Source organism: Metabacillus lacus (genome assembly GCF_009674805.1).
GTDB lineage: Bacteria > Bacillota > Bacilli > Bacillales > Bacillaceae > Metabacillus_C > Metabacillus_C lacus.
The window spans coordinates 79,898-102,444 of record NZ_WKKI01000001.1 but is presented as its reverse complement, the minus strand read 5'-3'; the positions used below and the strand labels follow the sequence as shown (position 1 = coordinate 102,444).

20 protein-coding genes are annotated in these 22,547 nt (G+C 42.3%); all 20 read right to left on the bottom strand.

What is annotated here, in order from left to right:
• Window positions 1-79: 79 nt before the first annotated feature.
• The 20 genes from GJU40_RS00530 to infB all read right to left on the bottom strand — a co-directional run bounded on the left by GJU40_RS00530 (window position 80) and on the right by infB (window position 22,544).
• Window positions 80-805 (bottom strand): GntR family transcriptional regulator, encoded by a 726-nt coding sequence (locus tag GJU40_RS00530; protein ID WP_154305780.1) that lies wholly within the window; start codon window positions 803-805, stop codon window positions 80-82.
• A gap of 345 nt (window positions 806-1,150) precedes the next feature.
• Window positions 1,151-3,481 carry a DNA translocase FtsK gene (locus tag GJU40_RS00525; RefSeq protein WP_154305779.1) on the bottom strand — a complete coding sequence of 777 codons (2,331 nt, stop codon included), beginning with the start codon at window positions 3,479-3,481 and terminating at the stop codon, window positions 1,151-1,153.
• Window positions 3,482-3,588: 107 nt separating this feature from the next.
• Window positions 3,589-3,810 carry a YlzJ-like family protein gene (locus tag GJU40_RS00520; protein ID WP_154305778.1) on the bottom strand — a complete coding sequence of 74 codons (222 nt, stop codon included), beginning with the start codon at window positions 3,808-3,810 and terminating at the stop codon, window positions 3,589-3,591.
• Window positions 3,807-4,565, bottom strand: a complete 759-nt coding sequence (locus GJU40_RS00515; protein ID WP_154305777.1) for a ClpP family protease — start codon at window positions 4,563-4,565, stop codon at window positions 3,807-3,809. The genes GJU40_RS00520 and GJU40_RS00515 overlap by 4 nt, the downstream gene beginning before the upstream one ends.
• A gap of 179 nt (window positions 4,566-4,744) precedes the next feature.
• Complete coding sequence (locus GJU40_RS00510; protein ID WP_154305776.1) at window positions 4,745-6,412, bottom strand: ribonuclease J; 1,668 nt, start codon at window positions 6,410-6,412, stop codon at window positions 4,745-4,747.
• A gap of 250 nt (window positions 6,413-6,662) precedes the next feature.
• Entirely contained in the window at window positions 6,663-7,523 is an 861-nt protein-coding gene (gene dapA / locus GJU40_RS00505) for a 4-hydroxy-tetrahydrodipicolinate synthase (RefSeq protein WP_154305775.1), read from the bottom strand.
• 42 nt (window positions 7,524-7,565) lie between these two features.
• Window positions 7,566-8,783: an aspartate kinase gene (gene dapG, locus GJU40_RS00500; RefSeq protein ID WP_154305774.1), complete on the bottom strand. Its 1,218-nt coding sequence runs from the start codon at window positions 8,781-8,783 to the stop codon at window positions 7,566-7,568.
• 70 nt (window positions 8,784-8,853) lie between these two features.
• Window positions 8,854-9,891, bottom strand: a complete 1,038-nt coding sequence (gene asd, locus GJU40_RS00495) for an aspartate-semialdehyde dehydrogenase (protein ID WP_246188230.1) — start codon at window positions 9,889-9,891, stop codon at window positions 8,854-8,856.
• Between the two features lie 126 nt (window positions 9,892-10,017).
• Window positions 10,018-10,617 (bottom strand): dipicolinate synthase subunit B, encoded by a 600-nt coding sequence (locus GJU40_RS00490; RefSeq protein WP_154305772.1) that lies wholly within the window; start codon window positions 10,615-10,617, stop codon window positions 10,018-10,020.
• 2 nt (window positions 10,618-10,619) lie between these two features.
• A complete protein-coding gene (gene dpaA, locus GJU40_RS00485; protein ID WP_154305771.1) occupies window positions 10,620-11,516 on the bottom strand; it encodes a dipicolinic acid synthetase subunit A in 897 nt (298 codons plus the stop codon).
• A 295-nt stretch (window positions 11,517-11,811) separates the two neighbouring features.
• Complete coding sequence (locus tag GJU40_RS00480) at window positions 11,812-12,066, bottom strand: YlmC/YmxH family sporulation protein (protein WP_154305770.1); 255 nt, start codon at window positions 12,064-12,066, stop codon at window positions 11,812-11,814.
• 387 nt (window positions 12,067-12,453) lie between these two features.
• Window positions 12,454-13,689 carry a M16 family metallopeptidase gene (locus tag GJU40_RS00475; RefSeq protein WP_154305769.1) on the bottom strand — a complete coding sequence of 412 codons (1,236 nt, stop codon included), beginning with the start codon at window positions 13,687-13,689 and terminating at the stop codon, window positions 12,454-12,456.
• A gap of 27 nt (window positions 13,690-13,716) precedes the next feature.
• Entirely contained in the window at window positions 13,717-14,697 is a 981-nt protein-coding gene (locus GJU40_RS00470; RefSeq protein WP_154305768.1) for a polysaccharide deacetylase family protein, read from the bottom strand.
• A gap of 124 nt (window positions 14,698-14,821) precedes the next feature.
• Window positions 14,822-16,939 (bottom strand): polyribonucleotide nucleotidyltransferase, encoded by a 2,118-nt coding sequence (pnp, locus tag GJU40_RS00465; protein ID WP_154305767.1) that lies wholly within the window; start codon window positions 16,937-16,939, stop codon window positions 14,822-14,824.
• Window positions 16,940-17,203: 264 nt separating this feature from the next.
• A complete protein-coding gene (rpsO, locus tag GJU40_RS00460) occupies window positions 17,204-17,473 on the bottom strand; it encodes a 30S ribosomal protein S15 (RefSeq protein WP_154305766.1) in 270 nt (89 codons plus the stop codon).
• 100 nt (window positions 17,474-17,573) lie between these two features.
• Window positions 17,574-18,545 (bottom strand): bifunctional riboflavin kinase/FAD synthetase, encoded by a 972-nt coding sequence (gene ribF, locus GJU40_RS00455; protein ID WP_343031319.1) that lies wholly within the window; start codon window positions 18,543-18,545, stop codon window positions 17,574-17,576.
• A 31-nt stretch (window positions 18,546-18,576) separates the two neighbouring features.
• A complete protein-coding gene (gene truB / locus GJU40_RS00450) occupies window positions 18,577-19,494 on the bottom strand; it encodes a tRNA pseudouridine(55) synthase TruB (RefSeq protein ID WP_343031330.1) in 918 nt (305 codons plus the stop codon).
• A gap of 200 nt (window positions 19,495-19,694) precedes the next feature.
• The gene (rbfA, locus tag GJU40_RS00445; protein WP_154305764.1) at window positions 19,695-20,054 is read right to left on the bottom strand and encodes a 30S ribosome-binding factor RbfA; all 360 of its coding nucleotides are present in this window, start codon (window positions 20,052-20,054) and stop codon (window positions 19,695-19,697) included.
• 13 nt (window positions 20,055-20,067) lie between these two features.
• Window positions 20,068-20,346: a DUF503 domain-containing protein gene (locus tag GJU40_RS00440; protein WP_154305763.1), complete on the bottom strand. Its 279-nt coding sequence runs from the start codon at window positions 20,344-20,346 to the stop codon at window positions 20,068-20,070.
• Window positions 20,346-22,544: a translation initiation factor IF-2 gene (gene infB, locus GJU40_RS00435; protein WP_154305762.1), complete on the bottom strand. Its 2,199-nt coding sequence runs from the start codon at window positions 22,542-22,544 to the stop codon at window positions 20,346-20,348. The genes GJU40_RS00440 and infB overlap by 1 nt, the downstream gene beginning before the upstream one ends.
• Window positions 22,545-22,547 lie beyond the last annotated feature (3 nt).

Genomic DNA, 22,547 nt, shown 5'->3' with positions numbered 1-22,547 from the left:
ATATAATTTGTTGCATTCCACAAAATGATGGAATTCACTTCCGAATAAGCTTACCATCACCTCCTTAAAATTTTGCAGTTTATAAACGCTTTCTTACTACATGAAAACTGAATTTATCTGCTTTAAAGTAATTTAGAGAGTAAAGGACCGGCTGGTCATATTCGTCAAAATGCATTTGCTTTAACAGGAGCAAAGATGTTTCAGGATCACATTCAAGTACCTGTGAAATTTTTTCGTGATAGCCAATTGGCTCAATTTCAGTTACAGCATAGCTGATGTATTTCCCAGCTTCTTCTTCTAAAAGCTCCAATAATGATTCTTGCTCATGAATAAAGGTTTGAGGCAGCAGGTTTCTGGGTATTTTATCAAGGCAGTAAACGACAGGTTCTTCATTTGCAGTTCTGACTCTCTCGAGAACGAACATATCCTGCTCTGGACTGCATTGAAATTTTTTGGCGTCCTCTTCTGTCGGGCTTGTCTCCATTGAAGACAAAAAAATAGTTCCCGGCACTCTGCTTCCATTTTCTATCATGGCAGTAACACTGTTGAGCTGTTCAATACCAGAGGAAAACAGTGGCTTAGAGTTAATAAAAGTGCCTACTCCATGCCTTCTAATGATAACGTTTTCTTCTTCCAGAATTCTGAGGGCTTCACGCAGGGTCGCTCGGCTGACCCCGAGGGTTTTTGATAATTCAAATTCGGAAGGAAGCTTTTGCTTTTCCAAATATATTCCCTTGTGTATATCGTCCTTAATTTTATCAATAACTTGTAAATATAAATGACGATTGTCTGATTTTATAGTCATATCAGCCTCCAGCTTACAACGTTACAGAGATCAGACCTCTGATGAATAACCTTTTCTAATCCAAAATAATATATCATGTTTTAAATGATAAATAAATAGGAATATTAATAATTTTGTCGAATAAGTTACAATTCTTTTACGTTGAATTAACATTCATAATAACATTATGTTAACTGGAAACAGGGTAGTCTGAATATTTATAAGGGGTCTGACTTCTTAAGTTATAGAGCGAAATCGGGACTTTCTGCCGATATTCCATCATATGGCTTAATGCCCGATTCATGCCTTCAAACTATTCCTATACATTATTTGCATAAAAAAAAGAAGGCGAATTTGCCTTCTTTTTTATGAACTCATTTCTTCATGCTGGGCCTTTGAGATTAGAACTTCCCTTGGCTTGCTTCCCTCATAAGGACCAACAATGCCTCTTTCCTCCATGGCATCTATAAGCCGGGCGGCCCTTGTATAACCCACTCTGAATCTTCTTTGAAGCATGCTGACCGATGCTGTTTGCATATCTACAACTAATTGAACTGCGTCTTCATACAAGTCGTCAGTTACTTCTGATACTGTTTCAGTTGTTTCTGAAGGGATCATTTCTTCCTGATATTGAGCCTTTTGCTGTGAAATGACATAGTCTACGATTTCTTCAACCTCTGCGTCTGAGAGAAAGGCCCCCTGCACTCTGACTGGCTTTGATGCTCCTACAGGAAGGAAAAGCATATCTCCTCTCCCAAGAAGCTTTTCAGCTCCTCCCATGTCCAGAATGGTTCTTGAGTCTGTTTGAGATGAGACACTGAATGCGATTCTTGAAGGAATATTCGCTTTGATTACACCAGTAATAACATCTACAGACGGCCGCTGAGTTGCAATAATTAAGTGTATTCCTGCCGCACGGGCCATTTGGGCAAGCCTTGTTATCGAATCCTCTACTTCTGATGAGGCAACCATCATTAAGTCGGCAAGCTCGTCAACTACGACGACTATATAAGGCAATTCTGGATGCTTGGCACCTTCTTCACTGTTAGCTCTTCTAATATAATCATTATATCCTTCTATATTTCTTGTGCCTGTATGAGAAAACAGCTCGTACCTTCGTTCCATTTCACTTACTACTTTTCTCAATGCCTGAGAAGCTTTTTTCGGATCTGTCACAACGGGAGCAAGCAAATGAGGAATTCCGTTATATACATTGAGTTCGACCATTTTCGGATCAATCATCATCATTTTTACTTCATGAGGCTTTGCCCTCATTAAAATGCTTGTTATAATGCCGTTAATACAGACACTTTTTCCGCTTCCTGTAGCACCGGCTACAAGCAGATGTGGCATTTTGTTCATTTCAGCCAGGACTGCATCTCCAGAAATGTCTCTTCCAAACCCTATCAGCAGCTTGGAGTCCGGTCTGTCGTTTGCTTTGGATTCCAGTACCTCACGAAGTGACACCATGGCAATTTCCGCATTTGGTACTTCAATTCCAACTGCAGACTTACCGGGAATAGGTGCTTCTATTCTAATATCTTTAGCTGCAAGAGCGAGTGCAAGATCATCACTCAGATTTACAATTTTACTGACTTTTACCCCTGCATCTGGATAAACTTCATATTTTGTAACAGCCGGCCCCAGATGCACCTGCGTTACCTTCGCTTTAACGCCAAAGCTTTGAAAAGTTTTTTCGAGCTTTCTGGCATTTTCATATATGTTTTTCTTGTCAGTCTGTTGACCGCTGTGCTTTGGAAGACTCAAAATATCAAGCGGAGGGAGTTTGTAATCTTTGTTTTCGACCTCTGTAAATGAAATCGCCACAACAGGTTCTTCAGATTCTGTCTCCCCATTCTTTTCATTGAGTTTGTCATCCTCTCCACTTGAAGGTGGCGGAGCGTCATACTGAGGTTCCGTTCTGTCTGCGAAACTGGATATGATCGGTTCTGAAATGATCACATCCTCCTGCTCCAACGTTTCTTCCACTGTATCTTCCTGCTTCTTTTCCTGTCTGGACCGCTTTTTCTTTTTACCGTTTTGATTGCTGCTCTTTAAATATCTGGGAATACTTTTCATATCCTTTATGAACCCTGAGACCTGTTTTCTGCCAAACCCCGCAATGGGACCAAACAATTTGCTTAAAGTTTCCTGCAGTGACTTTCCAGTTATCAGCAGAACTCCGATGATAATCAAAACAAAAGCAATCATTCTGGAACCCGCTTCTGCAAACAAATAGTAAGCTGCGGCAAAAAACATGGCCCCTAAAATGCCTCCGCCAAGATCAGGTGTGCTGATCTCCCCTCGGACTTCCATAAAGAAAAGGTCCCAAGTGTTCTTAATAACACTTGGCGAAGAGAACACTCCATTATTGGATAAATTTTTAAAAAGAGTGACATGACTCAGCAGCAGCAGCGCTGCAATAATACAGTAAAGCCCGGTCATTTGTCTTGTGAAAAACATTGGTATCTTTTTTTTCCAAAATAGGTAGCCTCCGAAAATCAGAAGGCCGATTAAACATAAAATAAACCACTCGCCGGTAAAAAACCTGAAAAGCAATACGATAGATTTCCCGACAAACCCTAAATTTGCAATAGAAATGATTGCTCCTGCAATCAGCAGAATTCCAATCAACTCAAATGACAGCGTATTTTTGCTGGCACTTTGTTTTCTTTGTCTTGGCTTTTTTTTCGCCATTCATATCACCTGTGCTATACATATTATGTAAAAAAGAATAAAGCAGCCGAACCGGCTGCTGAAAGACTTGTTGTATACATATTATAACATAGAGACTGTATGCACAGTTAAATAGAATAATTCATTTTTAACTTTTGCCCCGGTGAGAATTCAGATTGCAAGTAGTGAAGAGGATCACTGCTGAGAATTCTGACTACTTCGCAGCTTCCATCTCCGCATGGTCTGACAGCCATTGAAATCCCTTGACAAGTCACAATTTGCTCTTCGGAATAAGCCTGAGACTCAACAGGGAAAATCAGCTCTTGCGGCATAGATGTATAAAGAATCACTGCAGCATCTGCTCCTCGTTTTGAGCCTTAGTATCCTTTATGAGCCCATTCAACTTTTTAATCGCCTGCCCAACTCCGCCAACTTCGTCAATCAAGCCATATTGAACTGCGTCACTGCCTACCACGTTAGTTCCAATATCTCTGGTCAAATTTCCTTTGGAGAACATCAATTCCTTGAATTTCTCCTCTGTAATCCCTGAATGCTTTGTTACAAAATTCACGACTCTGTCCTGCATTTTATCAAGATATTCAAAGGTTTGCGGAACACCGATCACCAGTCCTGTTAATCTTACTGGGTGTATTGTCATTGTGGCTGTTTCCGCTATATAAGAATGATTGCAGGAAACTGCTATCGGAACACCAATAGAATGGCCGCCTCCCAACACAATCGAAACGGTGGGCTTGGAAAGAGAGGCCAGCATTTCCGCAATTGCAAGTCCTGCCTCCACGTCTCCCCCTACAGTATTTAAAATGACAAGCAAGCCCTCTATTTTCGGGTTTTGCTCAATGGCAACAATTTGCGGAATAACATGTTCGTATTTAGTAGTTTTGTTTTGTGGAGGAAGCTGAATATGTCCTTCAATCTGTCCTACAATGGTTAAACAATGAATGCTTGAATCTTGAGAAAACTGCGGAATATTCGTCTGCCCGAGCTGCTGGATTTTTTCAACCAGGGAACTTTCTTTTCCTTCAGGCTTCTGTGGTTCACTGGAGTGGAGTGCATCGTTGTTAGATAACGGTTGATTTTGATCCATATGTCATCCATCCTTTCAGCTTGCTGACTCTTATTCTTTGCAGTGTAGTGCAATTTCATTCCTGTTCTCGTTTGCAAGTTAGCGCTGCATATGACCTGTCCATTAATTGTAAAACCTGCAGTAATGGTCCCCGAGCAAGCAGGTCCTTTTTATTGCACAAAAAAAGAGCCGATTGGCTCTTATACTTCCATGATGATCGGCAGGATCATCGGACGTCTTTTTGTTTTTTCATAAAGAAACTGATTTAATGATTCTCTTATTTTAAGCTTTAGAGAAGACCACTCTATAGCCTGTTCCTGCATAGTGGCTGAAACAATCTCGCTTACAATAACAGTTGATTTCTCCAGCAGTGCTTCAGATTCTCTCACATAAACAAATCCACGGGAGATAATTTCAGGCCCTGCTACGATATTTTTGCGCTTTCTGTCTAAAGTAACAACAACAATCAGAATACCATCCTGAGACAGCAGCCTTCTGTCGCGAAGCACAATGTTTCCGATATCTCCTACCCCTAAGCCGTCAATCAGAACATTGCCGGTTGATACTTTGCTCCCTGTCCTGACATGATCAGGTGTAAATTCTACTACATCTCCCTTTTCAATAAGGAAAATACGGTCATCAGGGATGCCTGTTGAATTTGCAAGCTTTGCATGAGCCCGCTGCATTTTGAATTCCCCTTGTATCGGAATAAAGTACTGCGGTTTCATGATATTCAGCATCATTTTCAGTTCTTCCTGATAGCCGTGGCCTGAAACATGGGTGTGCTTGCCGCCGAGAACATTGGCTCCTGCCCTTGCAAGAAGATCTATCGTTTTAGTAAAACTGATTTCATGGCCGGGAATAGGTGTAGCCGCTATTAAAACAGTGTCAGTTTTACTGATTGTAATATGTTTAACTGTTCCTTTTGCAAGTCTTGTCAGCCCTGCAAGAGGTTCTGATTTATGTCCGGTTGTCAGAATAGCAATTTGCTTGTCTGGATGCTTGCTGATTTCCTGTACCGGAAGAAACGCATCTTCATCAGCTTGAATGTAGCCAAGCCTGATGGCCATTGAAATCAAATTCATAAGCGGTTTTCCAACTATGACGAGCCTTCTGTTGTTTTCTGCAGCTCCGTCCACAATCTGCTGAATGCGGTTAAAGTTTGAAGCATAAGCAGCAAGAATTATTCTGCCAGGTGCATTGTACATAGCATCAGAAATAGCCTGGGCAACTGAGCTCTCAGATTTTGTAAAACCGGGAATCTCAGCGTTTGTACTGTCTGAAAGAAGACAAAGAACGCCCTCCTCGCCAATCCGGGCCATTTTGCCAATGTCAGACTGGCTGCTTCCGTATTTTGTTTGATCGAATTTGAAGTCACCTGTATGGACAATCGCACCCATGCTGGTATGAAAGCATACTCCAATACTGTCGGGAATACTGTGATTTGTTTGGAAGAAAGAAATTTTCGTATTTTCGATGATCAGCTCTGTAGAAGCTTGAATTCCCTTGAGATTGGTTGTTGATTTGATTCCGTATTCTTTGATTTTTTCAGCAACAAGTGCAAGAGTCAGCCTCGTACCGTAAACAGGTACTGCAGGAATATATTTTATAATATTAAAAATACCCCCGATGTTTTCATCATGGCCGTGCGTTAAAAAGACGCCTTTTACACGATTTGCATTTTCAGTTAGGTATGTAATATCAGGAATAACAACGTCAATACCAAGCATTTCCCCTTCAGGATACATCAGGCCTGCATCAACAACAAATATGCTCTGGTCGATTTCCACCACATACATATTTTTGCCCAGCTCCCCAACCCCGCCTAAAGAGATCAGCTTGATTTTTTCTGCTTGTCTAATATTCAATTATAAATCCTCCCCATTACCTTCCCCGTCCAACATCACTTACACGTATTATAACGTAATAAAGAAAGTAAACACAAGAAATATTATCTCTCAATCGCTTTCTCACTGTCTGTGCTTATCGTATTGATAGTTGCGGGGAGTATTCTCTGCTTGCTTTGGCAAGAGATCTCATTCAAATAAATTGCAGTATTTATTAACAGCAAAAAACCCAGGGGTCTCCCCCAGGGCATGCTTTTACAGAAATCTGCTGCTAAAGAAGCTCTGCTAATTTATTACGCTGTTCGTTTGTCAATGGAAGCAAAGGAAGCCTTACTGAACCAACATCCAACCCTCTGACCTGCAATGCTGTTTTAACCGGAGCCGGACTTGGTGCTGCAAACAGTTCATGCATAACAGGAAGCAGGCTGCGGTGTATTTTGGCAGCTTCAGCAGGACGGCCTTCTTCATACGCTGAAATCATAGCTTGCATTTCATTGCCTACAACATGTGAAGCTACTGAAACAACACCCTTTCCTCCAATTGCAATGACTGGCAGGGTTAAGCCGTCGTCACCGGAATAAAGAGCGAAATCTTCTGGTGTTCTGTCAATAATTTCAGCCATCACATCCAAATTTCCGCTTGCTTCCTTGACAGCAACAATATTTGGAATTTCAGAAAGCCTGACAACTGTTTCAGCGTCTATATTAGAAACTGTTCTGCCAGGGACATTGTAGATCATAACCGGCAGTGAAGTGTTTTCGGCAATCAATTTAAAGTGCTGATACATGCCTTCCTGGCTTGGCTTATTATAATAAGGCGCAACCAGCATAATGGCATCTACTCCGGCTTCTTCCGCTTTTTTTGTAAGCTCAATAGAAGACCTTGTATTGTTTGAGCCTGTTCCTGCAATAATTGGAACACGCCCTGCTGCCTCTTTCACCGCATGCTGAAATAGCGCAATTTTTTCCTCATTTGCGAGAGTTGGTGATTCGCCTGTAGTTCCTGAGACAACCAGGGAGTCACTGCCATTGTTAATGAGGTAGTTGATTAGCTGAGTGGTTTTTTGAAGATCAATATTGCCGTTTTTGTCAAACGGAGTAACCATTGCTGTTGACACTTTTCCGAAATTCATTGGGTCATTCCACCTTTTTTACAAGTTTAAAGAGAAAGTAAGTTAGTTAGATAGTTCAAACGCTTCATGCAGTGCGTTAACGGCGTCAATCATATCTGTTTCTTTTACCAGCACCCAAATGGTGGTGTGGCTGTCTGCAGATTGCAGAATTGAAATACCTTTTTCTGCAAGAGCAGAGACAATCTTGGCTGTCACACCCGGCACTCCTGCTATGCCTGCACCTACTGTTGACACTTTTGCACAGTCCGGGATAACAGCAGGATCATAACCGAGATTTTTTAGAATTCCGACCGCTTTCTCTGTTACGGCACCGCCGACTGTATAGACAACTCCCAAGGGAGTGATATTGAAGAAGTCTACACTGATGCCTGCGTTGGCCATTGCTTTGAACACTTCTGTTTGCACATTATACTGCCCATCTTTTGCTGAAACCTTAATTTGGGTTACTTTCGGTACATGGGCAATGCCTGTTATGACACTTTCCTTTATATCTGCACCGCGGTTGGCCTGATAGGTTGATGTGACAAGCGTGCCGGTTGAATCCGAGTATGTTGACCGAATTCTGATCGGCACTTTTGCCTGCATGGCAATTTCCACAGCACGCGGGTGTATCACCTTCGCTCCCTGATAAGCGAGATTACAAATTTCAGTATAAGTGACAACGGATAAAGGTTTTGCTGATTCTACAATCCGTGGATCGGCAGTCATAACTCCTTCCACATCAGTAAATATATCAATAAACTCGGCCTGCAGCGCAGCGCCTAGAGCTGCAGCAGACGTGTCGCTCCCGCCTCTTCCAATCGTTGTGATATCTCCATTTTTGGCAGAACCCTGAAACCCTGCTACGACAACGGCCTGATTATTTTCAAGCTTGTGAAAAATATGCTCTGGATTAACATCGAGTATTTTTGCATTCGTATAATCCCCGTTTGTCTTGATTCCTGCTTGGGAACCATTTAATGCTTCCGCTTTTATCCCGTTTTCTGTCAGCATCGAAGCAAAAACAACGGATGATATAATTTCTCCGCAGGACAAAAGCATATCTTGTTCACGGGAAGAAATAGCGGCCGGCTGTCCATATAATAAACTGAGCAGCGTATCAGTTGCGTAAGGTTCCCCCGATCTGCCCATTGCTGACACAACAATTACTACCTTATAGTCTTTATCCAATGCCTGCTGAACATGTTTAAGAGCAAGGCTTCGGCCGTGATCGTCCCGAACAGACGTCCCTCCGAATTTCTGAACAATTATTTTTTTCATAGAACAACTGCACCTCTGCTTTTTACGTAAGAGAAGAGAGGGGAATAGACTGCCCGCTCTCTTCAGACTTTTATACTAATTGCAATTTTACCAGGCTCTGAGCGATCTGGACAGAATTCCATGCAGCACCTTTTAACAAATTATCAGAGACAATCCACAAATGAAACCCGTTAGGACGGTCAAGATCTTTTCTGATTCTTCCAACATATACATCGTTGGATCCTACAGCATCTGCCGGCATAGGATACAGCTGTTCCTCAGGATTATCCTGAAGGACAACTCCCGGTGCTTCTTTGAGAAGTGCCCTGATATCTTCCACAGTTGCGTCACCATTGTCAATCTCTATATAAACAGACTCAGAGTGTCCTGTTACAACAGGAAGGCGCACGCATGTAGCCGCAACATGAAGCTCATCATACTCCATGATTTTTTTAGTTTCATTGATCATTTTCATTTCTTCAAAGGTAAAACCGTTCTCTTCAAACTTATCAATTTGAGGAATCGCATTAAAAGCAATTTGATAATGTTTCTTATCAGATCCTACTGGCAGTATTTCAGGTGTAAATTCTTTTTCATCCAGAATTGCACGCGCCTGGCTTTTCAATTCTTCGATAGCAGCAGCGCCTGCCCCGGAAACTGCCTGATAAGTTGAGACGATGATCTTATTTAAACCGAAAGCCTTGCGAACCGGCTCCAGTGCAACAACCATTTGAATAGTGGAACAATTGGGGTTTGCAATGATCCCGTTGTGCTCCTTTAATGCATGCTCGTTTACTTCAGGAACTACAAGCGGAACATTTTTGTCCATGCGGAATGCGCTTGTGTTGTCGACAACAATCGCTCCCCTGTTTACCGCTTCGGAAGCAAGCTCTTTTGAAACACTGCCGCCTGCGCTGAAGAGTGCAATCTGAACTCCTTCAAAGCTTTGAGGTGCAGCAGCCTTAACGACATGCTCTTCCCCTTTAAAGATGACCTTCTTCCCGGCAGAACGCTCTGAAGATAGCAAAGTCAGTTGGGAAATAGGGAAGTTTTCATCTTCCAATGTTTTCAGCATTTGCTGCCCAACTGCTCCTGTCGCACCGACTACTGCAATATGATAACCACTCATGTACAATAACTCCTTCCACATGTATCCGCGCAATCAGCGGATACAGCCAAAACTCTTAGTAGGTATTATTTTAGCATTCTTTTATAAAAATTTGTTGAATTTCATACTATTTTATCAGTAACATACCTATTCGTCATCACGAAATTTTTCAATGATAACTGGCTGATACTGTTTATGCTGAAGGGCGGCTTCCACTGTGTCCATCAGAAGGTGCATTCTTGCCACCATGCTGTTTGGTTTTTTGAAAGGAGCGTCCTGCCCAAAGGGTATAAAGTAAATGTTTTTAGTGGACATCAATTTCATCAAGTTAGCTCCATTCAAGCCCAGTGCATCATTCGTAGAAATACCGATAACAACTGGCCGGTGATTTCTCAGTGTGGCTTTGGCTGCCATTAAGACGGGTGAATCTGTGAGAGCATTCGCAAGCTTGCTCATTGAATTTCCTGTTAAAGGTGCTATCACCATAATGTCAAGCGGGATTTTTGGTCCCAAAGGTTCTGCCTTTACGATTGAATCGATTACACTGTTTCCGGTAAGCTGCTCAATTTTTTCTACCCACTCGCCTTCAGTGCCAAAACGGGTGGAAGTGTGCTGAACTGTATTCGTAACAACCGGCAGTACTTCAGCACCTTCTTTAATCAATCCCTCTATTTCAGGATATACAGCATCATACGTACAATGTGACCCAGTTAACCCAAAACCGATTACTTTTCCCTGAAGTTTCATTTTTATGACTCCTTTCTTGATAGTACATCTTCTGCAATTAACTGTGAAAGGACGTTTGCCACAATCTGTCCGGCCGTTTTCGGGGCGACAATTCCTGGAAGTCCGGGTGCCAGGAGAGCTTTTATTCCTCTCTTTTCTGCATAGCGGAAATCTGTTCCCCCAGGCTTAGAAGCCAAGTCAACAATTAGAGTATGAACAGGCATTTTGGAAAGTACTTTAGGGGTGACAACTGGATAAGGAATGGTATTAATGCAAACATCAACAGTACGCACTTCTGTTTCAAGATCTTTTAAAGGAAAAGGAGTCAGTGCCATTTCCGCTGCCCTCGCCAGGTCTGCAGAGCTTCTCGAACCTACTTTTACATTTGCCCCCAAAGCAGCAAAAGTTCTGGCTACGCTCATTCCTACTCTTCCCAGCCCCAATACAGCAACATTGGATCCATGAATCGTGATATCTGTATGTTGAATGACCATCATAATGGTTCCTTCAACAGTTGGAATAGAGTTGTAAATTGCCACATCATCTCTTTCAAACAACTGAACCAAAGATCTGTTCGTCTTTTCAATTACGTTATTGAGGTAAGCATTGCTGATGCCTGAATAGACGATACAGTGCTCCGGTGTTCTGGAGATACTTTCCTCTGTCAAAATCACTTCTTCATTAGAAAAGATTGTTTCTATATGGCCGTCCTGAGTGGTTCCGGGAACTGGAAGGATAATTGCATCAATTTCTTCAAACTCCACTTCGTCCATGAGAGCCTTAGTCGCACCTGTGAAGCCGTGATCCAGTTGATCAAAACCGATTAAGAGCAATTTCGCATCCATTTCCGTCAATTTTCTGATGACCTCCAGCTGTCTCGCATCACCGCCGATTACAGCTATGTTCAATCCAGTCAACATGGTGTACTTTCACCTTCTTTTAGTCTAGTGTGGTATGTCAATATGCCCTTCTTCCTTATACTATGAGGGTAAAGCAGTATGGGTGAATTGCTTCTTATGAAGGTGCTGCCGTTAAAAAGAGAAGTTAACAATCCATTTTCAAGAGAACGGAGAGCATATTAAGGAAAAAAATAAGGCGCCTTCAATCCCAGGGAGAAATCAATTGATTGAAGGAGCAGGACTGCCTAAAATAAAAAAACTCAAAAAGCCCCATTCTGCCGGAGCACGGCATGATGGGACAAGAAAATTTTGATAGCTACAGTTTTTCAATTTGTTCTTCAGCAATGTCGAGAATGATCATATCAGAACCTATTTTACTAATATGATGCCAGGGAACCTTAATTTCTTCTCCCTGTTTTCTCAGGCCAAACCATTTAAGGGAAGGAATAATAAGAGCAGTTATCTGACCTGTTTGCTCATCAATTTCCAAGTCTGTCTGACCTAATATTCCAAGACGTTCCGCTCTTTTCACATCCACGATTTCTTTTCCGCTCAATTCGCTTAATCTCATTGCTACCACCCCTTTGTACTATTGTATCGATAGAGGGCATAAAAAAATGCCTGTATTTTTACAGGCATTTTTTCTATAGACGGCCTCCTTCACTGAAGGAGGCCGGTCAGCATTAAACAAGTTCGTTCCATTGTGCTGCAGACACTCACTTTCAGCGGGGAGGGATCTGAGCCTCCTCGTCTGCGCCTGGGGTCTCAGCCTTGCCTCTATTCCCGCAGGAGTCAAGTTTCTTCCGCTTCATTGCACTCTTGGTTAGCAATTTTGCCAGAGAGATCTACAGGAGATGTTCTACCTTGACTGGAGTTAGAAAATGAGAAGCCTGCAATATTACATAGCAAACAAAGCATAATGAAAAAGCCAACTTACTCTAAGGAAGTTTTTGTTTCTTTACTTCTTTCCGGGGATTGTTTCTTCCGGGCTGATAACAGCCATTGAAAATTCATCCGTAAATGTATCTACTGCAAGCTGATTGACAGCTTCAATGTTTACTTCATTTACTTTTTCAATGATTTCATCCAGTGTTCGGTGGCGTCCGAGCAGAAGCTCATTCTTACCATTTCTGCTCATTCTGCTGTTCGTGCTTTCCAGGCTGAGCATAAGATTGCCTTTCATTTGCTCCTTGCTGTTTTGCAATTCTTTAGAAGTAATTCCTTCAGCCTTTAACGTTGCCAGTGTATCTTGAACAGTATTGTAAAGGACATCAAGCTGTTTTACAGCCGTTCCTCCATAGATTGTCATCATTCCGCTGTCAGCAAAGGAAGAATGATAGGAAAAAACAGAGTAAGCCAAGCCCTTTTGTTCACGAACATCCTGGAATAAACGGCTGCTCATGCTGCCTCCAAGCACATTGTTCAAAACGATTAAATTATAAATATCTTCATGCCCTACCTGCAGACCATTGAAGCCGAGGCAAAGATGTGCCTGTTCCGTATCTTTCTTTTTATTCAGCTTTTCAGAAAGAAACGCCGGAGCATTGTAAGATGTTTTGCTATGGCCTGTTTCATAAGCTCCAAACTTTTTCTCAATTTCCTGGATAAATGATTCAGGAACATTGCCTGCAACAGAAATGACAATATTATCAGGTGTATAAAATTCATTCATATACCCGCGGAGACTGTCGCCATTAAATGTGTCGAGTGTCTCCTCTGTACCAAGTATAGGATAGCCCAGTGAATGAGAACCGTACGTTGCCCTGCTTAACAGGTCATGAACAATATCATCCGGTGTATCCTCATACATTTTTATTTCCTCGTATACTACATTTTTTTCTTTTTTAAGCTCTTCTTCATCAAAGGTGGAATGAAAAAACATATCTGACAGAACATCAAGTGCAAATGGTGCATGCTCATCCAGCACCTTGGCGTAATAGCAAGTATATTCCTTAGAGGTGAAAGCATTCACCTGGCCGCCTATACTATCAAAGGACTCTGCAATTTCCCTTGCCGTTCTTGTCTTGGTCCCTTTAAAAAACATATGTTCCAGAAAATGCGATATTCCGTTGTTTTCCGGCGTTTCACTGCGTGATCCCGTCCCAATCCAAATTCCAATTGCAACGGAACGGACTGTAGGGATGTTTTCTAATACTATTCTTACTCCATTTTGGCAAGTGTATCGTTTTATCAATCTGGTTCCTCCTATTCAGCAGGCATATCAGTTTTCTTTTATTTTTGCAGAAGGCAGATGCCGCTCTTCATCAAGCAGCATTGACACTGATCCTAGTGAAATCCCTCTATTTTTAATGGTTACAATTAGCTCTTCCATACTGGCTGTACTGGATTCTGTGGGATGCATAAGAATCATAGCTCCATTATGAACCTTTTTTAGGACCCGGTCCATCAAAACGGCTGGCTCTGGTTTTTGCCAGTCTATTGTATCAACACTCCACATAATGGTTTTTAATCCAAGTTCATCAGCAATCCCGACAGTTTCCATCCTATAGCTTCCGCTGGGAGGAGCAAACAGACTTGGGGTAACACCGGTAGTTGTTTTAATTACATCATTTGTTTTTTGAAGCTGTTCCCTGATTGAAGCCGATGAAATTTGTGCCATATCAGGATGAGTATAAGAATGATTGCCAACTTCCTGCCCTGCATCGGTTATCATTTTAGCCAAATCAGGGTTTTCCTTCACCCATCTTCCCTCTAGAAAAAAGGTTGCTTTTACATGATGCTTCTTCAAAGTTTCCAGCATAGTCGGAATATATTCATTGCCCCATGCAACATTAATAAGAAATGCTGCCATGGGCTTATCCGGATGTCCCATATACACTGGTTCAGCCGGGAGATCAGCCAGGTGAATTCCAGGTGGGATCTGCCTGTAAACAAGAAGTTTTTCATTAAAAACGCCTTTTTTCTTCATCTTGTTGAAGGAAGCTTCCACATCCACTGAAATTCCATTATATCCGGGAATCGCCTTCCAAACTCTATGTATTTGAGCATCCTGAGGAGGGATATACAGTTTTTCTGCTTTTTCAGCTATTTCCTGATTCAGATCCGAATACCGCTCTGATGCACTTGTACTTTCTGACTTTATTTGTTCCATATACAGAGACGAATAAGGATTGCGGATAATCACTGTGCAGACAGCTGCAATAATTGCTGCGGCTACAAGCCGGATTACATACCTGTGCATGTTATACTTCCCCCTTTTTACTAAAAAATATGTAAAAAAGGGACAAGGTAGAACCTCGGTGTACAGAACCCGCCCTGTCTTAAATGCAAAGAAGCCGGGTTTCCCTGGCTCCTTTTATATTCATTTACTCTGTTTCGTTTTCTTTTTCCTTTTGTTCTTTTAAAACAGCCTTGCGTGAAAGGTTGACACGCCCCTGTTTATCGATCTCAGTTACTTTTACAAGGATTTCGTCTCCAATTTTCACAACGTCTTCCACTTTTCCAACGCGCTCCAATGCAAGTTCGGAAATATGGACTAGTCCGTCTTTGCCGCTGAATAATTCAACGAAAGCACCAAATTTCTCAATCCGCTTTACTTTTCCAAGATACATTTGGCCTGCTTCTACTTCACGCACAATATCCTCAATGATTTTGCGGGCTTTCTGATTCATTTCTTCGTTTACAGAAGAGATAAACACTGTGCCGTCCTGCTCGATATCTATTTTAACGCCTGTCTCTTCAATGATTTTATTGATTTGCTTACCGCTTGGCCCAATAACATCTCTGATTTTATCTGGATTAATGTTCATGGTCAGAATTTTCGGTGCATATTTGGACAGCTCGCTTTTCGGCTCGGATATCGTGCTGAGCATGGAATCCAGAATCTCAAGACGGCCCTTTTTAGCCTGCTGAAGCGCTTCTTCCAGAATTTCACGGGAAAGGCCATCAATTTTAATATCCATTTGCAATGCTGTGACACCTTTAGAAGTACCTGCCACTTTAAAATCCATGTCGCCCAGGTGATCTTCCATGCCTTGAATATCCGACAATACAGAATAATGTTCTCCGGATTTTACAAGACCCATTGCAATACCAGCAACTGGTGCTGTAATTGGAACACCGGCATCCATCATGGCAAGTGTGCTTGCACAGATACTTGCCTGAGAAGTAGATCCGTTAGATTCCAGCACTTCAGATACCAGCCTGACTGTATAAGGGAAATCCTTCTCTGAAGGAATGATCGGCTCCAACGCACGTTCTCCAAGTGCACCATGTCCAATTTCCCTTCGGCCAGGTCCTCTCATAGGACCTGTTTCCCCAACACTGAAGGATGGAAAATTGTAATGATGCATAAAGCGTTTGGATTCTTCTATTCCAAGACCGTCAAGAATCTGTACGTCTCCCAATGCTCCTAGTGTACAAATGCTGAGAGCCTGTGTTTGTCCTCTTGTAAACAAACCGGAACCGTGGGTACGGGGCAAAAGTCCAATCTGGGAGGAAAGCGGACGGATTTCATCGATTTTCCTGCCGTCAGGCCTTACCTTATCTTCCGTAATTAAACGGCGCACTTCGTTTTTCACGATTTTCGAAAGGATGTTTTTCACTTGCTTCATTTGAGCTTCATCAGCTTCTGCTTCTTCATACTTAGCAACAACAGCTTTTTTCACTTCGTTTATCGCTGCTTCCCTTGCATGCTTTTCATAAACCTGAATAGCACTGATTAAGTCGGTTTCATAAGAAGAACGGATTTCTTTTTCAAGATCTGCATTCAGTTCATAAAGATCGATCGAAACTTTTTCTTTGCCAACTTCAGCAGCAATTTTTTCCTGAAAAGCAATCAGGCGCTTAATTTCTTCGTGCCCGTACATAATTGCTTCCAGCATAACTTCTTCCGGAACTTCTTCAGCTCCTGCCTCAACCATGTTAATCGCATCTTTTGTTCCTGCCACAACAAGGTGAAGATCACTTTTATCCTGCTGTTCGACGGTAGGATTGATGACAAATTCATTGTTAACCCTTCCTACTGTTACGCCCGCGATAGGACCGCTGAAAGGGATATCGGAAACGCTTAGAGATAATGAAGATCCAAACATAGCAGCCATTTCAGAAGAGCAGTCCTGATCCACACTCATGACAATGCTGATTACCTGAACTTCATTGCGGAAGCCGTCAGCAAACAGCGGACGAATCGGCCTGTCTATCAGCCTTGATGCCAGTATTGCCTTTTCGCTTGGCCTGCCCTCACGCTTGATAAACCCCCCCGGGATTTTCCCTACTGCATACAAGCGTTCTTCGTAGTTCACTGTTAATGGGAAAAAGTCTAATTGCTTTGGTTCTTTTGAAGCGGTGGCTGTACTTAATACCACTGTGTCGCCATAGCGAATGAGTACTGAGCCGTTTGCCTGCTTAGCAAGCTGGCCAACTTCGACACTTAAAGGTCTGCCCGCCCACTCCATGGAGAAAGTTTGTTTTTCTTGAGCCATTATTGTACTCCTCTCTTATCTGCAATCATACGTTATGTATTCATATGCGGTGATTGCCAGCCGTTCTTCCGGCCGGAAAACTAGCCTTATGTTTTAAATACCGTAATGGTATCTGGGTTAACTTTAATAATATCATAAGGGGACATATTAAGGAAAAAGGAAAAGAGTATATTCTTCCTTTCCCAATCATTGTACCCATTTCCGCCAAAATTATCCTAATAAAAATTACACCAAAAAAGCGGGAATTTCTCCCCGCTTTTAAGATTATCGGCGCAAGCCTAATTTGTTAATAAGGTCACGATAACGAGCTACATCATTATTACGCAGGTATGTTAAAAGATTACGTCTTTTACCTACCATTTTCAAAAGACCGCGACGTGAGTGGTGATCTTTCTTATGAATGCGCAAGTGGTCGTTCAAATTGTTGATATCTTCTGTTAGGATAGCAATTTGAACTTCTGGAGATCCAGTATCAGACTCATGAGTTTTGTACTCGCTGATTAGTTCATTTTTACGTTCTTGTGTGATAGCCATCCTTTTCACCTCCTGTTATTAAAAATCCCCAATTACCGAGCCGGCGTTGGTGAATCGCACAGCCAAGCAATGGTTAAAACTACAAGTATTAGAATACTATTTATCCCTCCAAAAAGCAAGGATTATCCCTTCTTTTTTGAAAGAATTCTTCCGCCAATTTCTTGTCAATACCAATTCTCTCAATCAGCTCTTCAACATTATGAAACTTTTGCTCACTTCTTATACGCTGAAAAAAGGAAAGCTTGCCTTTTTCCCCGTAAATTTCTGATGAAAATTGAAAAAGATGAACCTCTATGCTTGGAGCAGGGTCTTTGTCTACCTTAAAAGTAGGCTTATAGCCAATGTTGCATACTCCTTCATGCACAACCCCATTTAATTCAAATGTAGTGGCATACACACCTGTCGGAGGCATAATATAAGGCAATTCTATTCCTATATTCGCAGTTGGAAAGCCGATTGTTCTTCCTCTTTTGTCGCCATGAATGACTGTACCTCTGATAAAATGAGGCCTTCCCAGAAGAGATGCTCCATATGCTACATCACCGCTCTTAATCACTTCTCTTATTAAAGTGGAACTGATTTTTCTATTATGGTCAGTCAGCTTGCTGATTGTGGTATGCGTAAACATCCCCCTGGAATGAAAAGGCATTGTTTCCATCGACCCTTTCCCAAGACGGCCGTATGAAAAATCAAAGCCGGCCACCACATGCTTCACCTTTAAACCTATGATAAATTGATCAACAAATTCCTGAGGTTCTAAAGAAGCAAACTCCTCAGAGAATTCCACTATGTAAAGTATATCGATCCCCAATTTTCCAACAAGGTCGATTTTGTCTTCTAACGGTGTGATATACTCTGCAGCTTTGGTTTGTTTACTGAGCACCACTGATGGATGGGGATCAAATGTCATGACGGCGCTTTTCAGCCCCAGCTCCCCGGCAAGCCTTCCGGCGCAGTTCATTACTTCCTGATGCCCTTTATGCACACCGTCAAAATACCCGAGTGCCAGCACTGTATCAGCAATTTCTTCAGCCGGCAATTGTTGAGGGTGTGAAAGCTTAATCGTTTTCACTATGCTCACCTTTTCTTATCGTAATACTGCCTCAGTTTATTATCAGCACTTTAGACGGCTTCATCATACCCGGCTTTTCCGGGTGTTTCTTATAAACAGCCAGACAGGCTCCATTTTCGCTGTATACAGCAATAGATGCTTCTTCATCAAGCCCTGCCAGTGAATCGGGCAGCTCTAGGACAGCTCCATTTTTCACTTTCTCTGCTAATGTATCACTTATCGTATAATTGGGCAAATGATTCAATGCCTTTCCAATCGGAATCAGCTTATTTTGAAAAGTTCCTTCTTCCAATAGCTCTTCCATTTCCTCAAATGTTAGACATTGCTCAAGAGTAAAGCTGCCTGACTCCGTTCTGACTAGATGGGACATGTGTGCAGGGTAGCCGAGTTTTTCACCAATCATGACTGCCAGCGTTCTAACATAAGTACCCTTTGAACAAGACACACGGAAGGAAAAGACAGCTTTGCCGTTTTCTTGTTTCACATCTGAAAGCAAGGTCATCTCCTTAATGAAAATTTTCCTTGAAGGTCTGTCGATTGTTTGTCCAGCGCGTGCGTATTCATACAATTTTTTTCCGTTAATTTTAACTGCTGAGTACATTGGAGGAACTTGATCAATAAAACCTTTCATAGAAAGCAGCACGTTTTCTGCCTCTTTGCCGGTTATCTGCCTGTCTACAGTTTTTTCTTCTACGATATCCCCCGAAGCATCTTCAGTGGTAGTGGAATACCCTACCGTTACTTCAGCCTCATATGTTTTCGTTTCTGCCGTTAAGTACTCAACAATCTTTGTAGCTCTGCCAATGCAAAGCGGTAAAACGCCGGATACATCCGGATCAAGCGTGCCGGTATGCCCGATTTTTTTAGTTCTCAAAATTCTTCTTGCTTTCGCTACACAATCATGTGATGTCATTCCTGCCGGTTTATTCAGCAGCAATACTCCTTCTATCATAACAAGGCTCCTCCATGTTTAAAAAGTAACTGATTCGGTTCATTGATAAGGCTTCATCAACTATTTCTTTTGCTCTTGCCTCAGCCAGAGTGTCAGCAGCCTGATCCACCTCAGCGGGAATAAGCTTTTATATCCGTTGTCATTATTATGTAAAAACAAAAGGATAGACAAGTGTCTATCCTTTGCTCGTGATGGTGTTAGTCTTCCGTCTTTTCGCTTGAACGATTGATTTCATGGATAAGCGTTTCAATCCGGTTTCCGTAATCTATTGATTCATCAAACTCGAATTGAATCTCAGGGGTTTTGCGCAGGCGAATTCTTTGTCCTATCTCAGAGCGGATGAAACCTTTTGCGGTAGCAAGGCCTTTTAGTGTATTTTCACGCTGTTCTTCATCGCCCAGCACTGAAATATACACCTTTGCAATTTGAAGATCTCCGGTAACCTGTACATCTGTTACTGTAACAAAGCCAATGCGGGGATCTTTAATTTTACGGCCAATAATTTCACCAAGCTCTTTTTTCATCTGTTCTCCGACACGGTTGGCTCTTAAGCTCATAGTATCACCTCATTTAAAACCAATCATAAGTTGTTACGGACCTCTCCAATTCTGGAAAAGAATCCAGAAAAGCGAGGGCCCTTTGCAATTCTTTTTCTGTGCTCGCTCTGCTGGAAGTAACAGCAGCGATGCCGATTTTAGTCCGCTGCCAAACATCCTGGTGGTCAATTTCGGCAACGGAAATATTATACTTTTGTTTAAGCCTTGACAGCACTCTCTGCAGCACTGCGCGTTTTTCCTTAAGGGAATGTGCATTGTAAATCATGCATTCAAATTCCACATATCCAATCATCAGCGCTTAATTTCTTCCATCACATAAGCTTCAATCACGTCTTCTTCTTTCAAGTCATTGAAGTTCTTTATTGTGATACCACACTCATAACCTTGTGAAACTTCTTTTACATCATCTTTAAAGCGTTTTAGAGTATCAATTTCCCCTTCAAAGATAACGATGCCGTCTCTGACAAGGCGGATGCCGCTGTCACGGGTGATTTTCCCGTCAGTTACATAACATCCTGCAATCGTTCCGACTTTGGACACCTTAAATGTCTGGCGGACCAGAACTTGGCCGATTACTTTCTCTTCATATTCAGGATCAAGCATACCCTGCATAGCCTGCTCAATTTCTTCAATTACTTTGTAGATAATGCGGTGAAGGCGGATGTCAACCTCCTCAGCATCAGCAGTACGTTTAGCATTCCCATCAGGACGCACATTAAATCCGATTACAATCGCATTCGAAGCAGAAGCCAAAATAATATCTGACTCCGTTATCGCTCCGACACCAGTGTGGATGATTTTAACTTTCACACCTTCAACCTCAATTTTTTGCAGTGCAGCTGCCAATGCTTCAACAGATCCCTGAACATCCGCTTTCACAATCAGGTTGATGTCTTTCACTTCGCCTTGTTTAATTTGCTCAAATAAATCATCAAGGCTTAGCTTCGTTTTTTCGCCGCGCTGTTCAGCAAGCTGTTTCTGCGCCCTTGCTTCTCCAACTTGACGGGCTTTTTTCTCGTCTTCAAATACCATGAATTGATCTCCGGCATTTGGAACGTCATTTAAGCCTGTAATTTCCACAGGAGTGGACGGACCGGCTTCTTTCACACGGCGGCCAAGATCATTTACCATTGCACGTACCCGGCCGAACGTGTTTCCGACTACGATTGGATCACCAACACGCAATGTACCATTCTGCACAAGCAAGGTGGCTACGGAACCGCGCCCCTTATCAAGCTGGGCTTCAATTACTGTACCAGTTGCACGGCGGCCTGAATTAGCTTTGAACTCCTCAACTTCACTTACAAGCAGGATCATTTCCAGAAGCTCATCAATTCCCTCTCCCTGCAATGCAGAAATAGGGACAAATATTGTCTCTCCGCCCCATGCTTCAGGAACAAGGCCGTGTTCTGTAAGCTCCTGCATAACTCGGTCAGGGTTTGCAGACTGCTTATCCATTTTATTCACCGCTACGATAATTGGCACCTCTGCAGCTTTAGCATGATTAATTGCTTCAATTGTTTGAGGCATAACACCGTCATCAGCCGCAACTACAAGGATGGTAATGTCGGTTACTTGTGCTCCGCGGGCACGCATTGTTGTAAATGCAGCATGTCCCGGTGTATCAAGAAACGTAATCTTTTTGTCCTTGTCTGTTACTTGATAAGCTCCGATATGCTGAGTAATTCCGCCTGCTTCCCCGGCAGTCACTTTTGTGTTGCGGATGGAATCCAGCAAAGTGGTTTTACCATGGTCAACGTGGCCCATGATGGTCACGACAGGAGGGCGGATTGATAGTTGTTCTTCCTTGTCTTCCTCATCATACTTTTCGAATTCAGTTAATTCAAAGATGATTTCTTCTTCAACTTCGACTCCGTAATCTCCGGCAATGAGTTCGATTGTATCTTTATCCAGTTCCTGATTAATGGTAGCCATCGTGCCAAGAAGGAACAGCTTTTTGATGATTTCAGCTGGTTCTTTCCCAAGCTTTCCTGCAAGCTCGCCAACAGATAATGAACCTGAAAAAGTTATTTTGCTTGGCAGTTCCTTTTTCGGCCTTTCAGAAGGCATTTGGAATGCGCCTTTTTTGTTTCTGTTGTTGTTTTGCTGTGGCTTGTTGTTGTTTTTGTTGTTCTTTTTGTTCTTATTGTTTTGGCCTCCGGCGCCGCCAGGACGGTTACCGCCCGGCTTGCTCGGCTTATTGTTTTGAGGCTTGGTTTTTAAGCCCGCATCTTTGTTTTCGCCGCGATTTTGATTAGGTGCCACATTTCTAACAGGCTTTTTATCCTGCTGGCCGCTTGCTTTAGGTGCAGCAGCAGTTGAAGCAGATTGCTGTTTAGCGAATTTGCTGTCCAATTTTCCTACAGCTCCTTCTTCGATCGTTGACATATGGTTATTCACTTCTACATTGAAGCTTTGAAGCGCGGTAATAACCTCTTTACTTGAAACATTATGTTTTTTTGCATATTCATAAACTCTTATTTTTGTCATACG

Bases quoted from the DNA above. Each gene is read 5' to 3' on its own strand.
- GJU40_RS00480 (WP_154305770.1), bottom strand. From the start codon at position 12,066: ATGAGATTAAGCGAATTGAGCGGAAAAGAAATCGTGGATGTGAAAAGA.
- GJU40_RS00490 (WP_154305772.1), bottom strand. From the start codon at position 10,617: ATGAAACTTCAGGGAAAAGTAATCGGTTTTGGGTTAACTGGGTCACAT.
- rbfA (WP_154305764.1), bottom strand. From the start codon at position 20,054: ATGAGCTTAAGAGCCAACCGTGTCGGAGAACAGATGAAAAAAGAGCTT.
- dapG (WP_154305774.1), bottom strand. From the start codon at position 8,783: ATGAAAAAAATAATTGTTCAGAAATTCGGAGGGACGTCTGTTCGGGAC.
- infB (WP_154305762.1), bottom strand. From the start codon at position 22,544: ATGACAAAAATAAGAGTTTATGAATATGCAAAAAAACATAATGTTTCA.
- GJU40_RS00530 (WP_154305780.1), bottom strand. From the start codon at position 805: ATGACTATAAAATCAGACAATCGTCATTTATATTTACAAGTTATTGAT.
- dpaA (WP_154305771.1), bottom strand. From the start codon at position 11,516: ATGTTGACTGGATTGAACATAGCTGTAATCGGCGGTGATGCGAGACAG.
- dapA (WP_154305775.1), bottom strand. From the start codon at position 7,523: ATGAATTTCGGAAAAGTGTCAACAGCAATGGTTACTCCGTTTGACAAA.
- rpsO (WP_154305766.1), bottom strand. From the start codon at position 17,473: ATGGCTATCACACAAGAACGTAAAAATGAACTAATCAGCGAGTACAAA.
- asd (WP_246188230.1), bottom strand. From the start codon at position 9,891: ATGAGTGGTTATCATATTGCAGTAGTCGGTGCGACAGGAGCAGTTGGG.
- GJU40_RS00515 (WP_154305777.1), bottom strand. From the start codon at position 4,565: ATGGATCAAAATCAACCGTTATCTAACAACGATGCACTCCACTCCAGT.
- GJU40_RS00440 (WP_154305763.1), bottom strand. From the start codon at position 20,346: ATGATTGGATATGTGGAATTTGAATGCATGATTTACAATGCACATTCC.
- GJU40_RS00525 (WP_154305779.1), bottom strand. From the start codon at position 3,481: ATGGCGAAAAAAAAGCCAAGACAAAGAAAACAAAGTGCCAGCAAAAAT.
- GJU40_RS00470 (WP_154305768.1), bottom strand. From the start codon at position 14,697: ATGCACAGGTATGTAATCCGGCTTGTAGCCGCAGCAATTATTGCAGCT.
- pnp (WP_154305767.1), bottom strand. From the start codon at position 16,939: ATGGCTCAAGAAAAACAAACTTTCTCCATGGAGTGGGCGGGCAGACCT.